The sequence below is a fragment of the Comamonas odontotermitis genome (assembly GCF_040396735.1).
Lineage (GTDB): Bacteria > Pseudomonadota > Gammaproteobacteria > Burkholderiales > Burkholderiaceae_C > Comamonas > Comamonas odontotermitis_C.
On the sequence record NZ_JBEBNZ010000063.1, the window covers coordinates 1 to 3,647 of the forward strand.

Below are 3,647 nucleotides of genomic sequence, written 5' to 3' on the forward strand. Positions count from 1 at the left end.
TTAGCCACTCGGGCACCCCTCCGAAGAAGAACTAGATTGTAGCATCATTTTTGGCAGTTTTTAGAAAATTCCGATTTCTCGCAAATTTCTTGAAGGGCCGCAACCCCAACAAACCCGAAACAGTGCTTCAACCTATAAAAAAGCCTCAAGATGACACTTGAGGCTTTTCATTTTTTTGGTGCGGCTGGCAGGAATCGAACCCACGACCCCTTGGTTCGTAGCCAAGTACTCTATCCAGCTGAGCTACAGCCGCTAAGCTGCGTATTGTAGCGCAAATTTGGTCACAAATTCAAAACTACCAGCAAGTCAATCCAGATTTACCATCGTAAGCGGCTGACTTGGCGCGGCTGGCGGGGATCGAACCCACGACCCTTGGCTTCGGAGGCCAATACTCTATCCACTGAGCTACAGCCGCGCATATACACAATTGCCTTTCAGCAATCCTTCAATTATGGCATGGGATGCAGCTCTGTGAGGCCTCAATGCCAAACACCTTCCTTCTCCTTATGCCGGGCGCCGAAAACCCAGACCCGAGAGGTAGGCCTCCACAGACAACTCGCCGATCTTTCGCAACGGGAAGTTACCTTCATTCAGCACCCAGCCATGAATGAGTCCCACAAACAATGAATGCAGGCCAAGCGCCGCTTCCGTCGGCGTCATGGGCATTACAACGCCCTGCTCCATGGCAGCCAACGTCAGGTCATCCGCAAACTTGCGTTGAGAGCACTCCGAGCTCTCCACATGCCCTTCGCGAACACTCTCGAGCTCGCCAACGTATTCCAGCTTGAAAAGTGCTGTATCAAACACCTTGCGTCGCCGCTCGTCTGAGTCCATGCTGTCGAACACTGCGTAGATGGAGTGCCGAATCCGCGCAAGCGGCGAGAGTTCACCGTACTTGTCGTCGCAGATTTCCTCAAATGGAGTGCATATGCGCGATAGCACCGCAGTGAAGACATCCACCTTGTCCTTGAAATGCCAATACACCGCGCCACGCGTGGCGCCAGCGCGCTGCGCGATTTCGTTGAGCGACGCGCGCGCCACGCCTTTTTCAAAAAAAACCTCTTCTGCTGCATCCAACAGCTTGGTGCGCGTCTCATCCGCTTCTGCCTTTGTGCGCCGGGCCATGCTCTGCTCGTCCGTTCCTGTAGCGCATTGCCCCAGTGTCTCGCTGCAGGCAATGAAAGATTTAACAAATAAGCTCTATTATACATTTCTGCATGTATGTATAATTGCGGAGCATTTTTCTGGGGATTGAAGATAGCATTCCACTAGCCACAGGCAATTCCCGCCGAATCCTCCGCGGTTCACCCCATTCATTTCACACCTTCCGAAGGGACTTTCATGCAGCCCATGTATGAAGCACACCAAGCCGCTGACAAAAGACCGCAAACCTCTCGCCAACGTATGAAATCCAGTACCTTTGCCCTCACCCTGGCTGCAGCGCTTGTTTTGGCAGCCTGTGGCGACAAGAAACAAGAACAGCACTCCGCGCAGGGCGCGCCTCCTCCACCAGAAGTCAGCGTGCTGACCGTCAAGCTCGAGAGCATTCCCGTCGTGTCGGATTTGCCAGGCCGTCTGGAGCCCTTCCGTGTTGCGCAGGTTGGCGCTCGTGTTGCAGGCATTCTGCAAAAGCGCACCTTCAAGGAAGGCTCCGACGTGAAGGCGGGCCAAGTCCTGTTCCAGATCGACAATGCGCCTTACCGCGCTAGTCTGGAAAGCGCCCAGGCAACACTCGCACAGGCACAGGCAACGCTGGCACAGGCGGCCTCTACCGCACGCCGCTACAAGCCGCTGGTGGAAGCCAACGCCATCAGCAAGCAGGACTATGACGTGGCAGTCGCCAACGAAAAAGCTGCTCAGGCACAGGTTGCAGCGGGCAAGGCAGCTGTCACCAACGCCAGCATCAACCTGGGCTATGCCTCGGTGACCGCCCCCATATCGGGTCGTATCGGTCGCGCTCTGGTGACCGAAGGTGCACTGGTGGGCCAAGGCCAGGTGACCGAGCTGGCTGTCATTCAGCAGATCAACCCTCTGTACGTCAACATCACGCAGTCGTCCTCTGACATCATGCGCATGCGTGAAGCACTGAACTCTGGCAAGCTGGCCAAGGCGGGCGACAATGCCGCCAAGGTCAAGGTGTATACGGATGATGGCCGCCCCTATGCCCAGGAAGGCAAGCTGCTGTTCACCGATTTGACCGTGGACCCCACGACCGGTCAGGTCAGCGTACGCGCCGAGTTGCCCAATCCCGATGGCATGCTGCTGCCTGGCATGTATGTACGCGTGCATATTGAAGAAGCCCAGGTCGACAACGCCGTGCTGATTCCTCAGCAGGCCGTAACCCGCAACGAAAAGGGCAATACCGTGATGGTGGTGGCCGAAGATGGTTCGGTGGCACCTCGCCCCGTTCAGATCAGCCAGTCCAAGGGAACCAATTGGGTCGTGACGGATGGCCTGAAGTCGGGCGACAAGGTCATGATCGATGGCTTCATCAAGCTGGGCATGGGCGCTAAGAAGGTAACCCCCGTGCCATGGAAAGAGGCGGGCAGCCAGCCAGCGCAAGCGGCCGGTGGCAAGCCCGCCGATGCAGCCGCTCCTGCCGACAAGCCAGCGGCCTCGGCCGAGGCCGGCAACAACGCTGCATCCAGCAAATAAACAGGACACAGCTGCATGTCAAAGTTTTTTATTCACCGACCGATCTTTGCATGGGTGATCGCGATTTTCGTGGTCCTCGCAGGTATCGTGTCCATCACCCGCCTGCCGGTGGCGCAGTTCCCATCGGTGGCGCCTCCGACGATTACCGTGACGGCCGCCTACCCCGGCGCCACCGCTCAGACCTTGACCGATTCGGTTTTGCAGCTCATCGAGCGTGAAATCAATGGCGCCGAAGGCCTGATGTACATGGAGTCCTCCGCCTCTGCCACCGGCAGCGGCACGCTGACCGTGACCTTCGCGCCGGGCACCAACCCTGAGTTGGCCCAGGTGGACGTGCAAAACCGCCTGGCCCGTGCCACGCCGCGCCTGCCGACCATCGTGCAATCGCTGGGTGTGCGCGTCGACAAGTCGATGAGCAACTTCCTGATGATTCTGACCTTCCAGTCAGAGACCGGAGAGACCTCGCGCGATGAAATCTCGGACTACGTCAACCGCAATGTCCTGCCCGAAATCCAGCGCCTGAACGGCGTCGGCAAGGCACAGCTGTTTGCATCGGGCCGCGCCATGCGTGTGTGGGTCGATCCGACCAAGCTGCAGGGCTACAACATGTCGATCGCCCAGATCAACGCTGCCATCGCCGCGCAGAACCAGCAGATCTCGGGTGGCTCGCTGGGCGATACCCCCAGCCTGCCTGGCACCAACATGAACGCCACCATCGTGGTCCCTGGTCAGCTCACCACGCCAGAAGAGTTTGGCAATGTGGTGCTGCGCTCCAACTCTGATGGTTCCACCGTGCGTATCAAGGATGTGGCACGGGTGGAGCTGGGTGCCGAAAGCTATGGCTTCAACTCGCGCCTCGATGGCAAGCCTGCTGTTGCATTGGCGGTTCAGCTCACCTCCACGGCAAACGCCATGGCGACAGCCAAAGAGGTCTACAGCAAGATGGGCGAGCTCGAGTCCTTCCTGCCGGCTGGCGTGAAGTGGTCTGCCCC

Annotated in this window: 3 protein-coding genes and 2 tRNA genes; 2 read left to right on the forward strand and 3 right to left on the reverse strand. The window is 58.1% G+C overall.

Annotation, left to right across the window (positions count from 1 at the left end; translation table 11 throughout):
- Window positions 1-176 precede the first annotated feature (176 nt).
- The 3 genes from ACH2DG_RS20905 to ACH2DG_RS20915 form a co-directional block, all read right to left on the reverse strand.
- Window positions 177-253, reverse strand: a tRNA-Arg gene (locus ACH2DG_RS20905).
- Between the two features lie 86 nt (window positions 254-339).
- Window positions 340-415, reverse strand: a tRNA-Arg gene (locus tag ACH2DG_RS20910).
- Window positions 416-504: 89 nt separating this feature from the next.
- On the reverse strand, window positions 505-1,125 hold the full coding sequence (locus tag ACH2DG_RS20915) for a TetR family transcriptional regulator (RefSeq protein ID WP_395028527.1): 621 nt from the start codon (window positions 1,123-1,125) through the stop codon (window positions 505-507).
- A 225-nt stretch (window positions 1,126-1,350) separates the two neighbouring features.
- On the opposite strand from ACH2DG_RS20915, the gene ACH2DG_RS20920 reads away from it, so the two are divergent.
- Window positions 1,351-2,655 (forward strand): efflux RND transporter periplasmic adaptor subunit, encoded by a 1,305-nt coding sequence (locus ACH2DG_RS20920; RefSeq protein ID WP_395028528.1) that lies wholly within the window; start codon window positions 1,351-1,353, stop codon window positions 2,653-2,655.
- Between the two features lie 15 nt (window positions 2,656-2,670).
- A partial coding sequence (locus tag ACH2DG_RS20925) for an efflux RND transporter permease subunit (RefSeq protein ID WP_395028529.1) occupies window positions 2,671-3,647 on the forward strand: 977 nt, incomplete at its 3' end.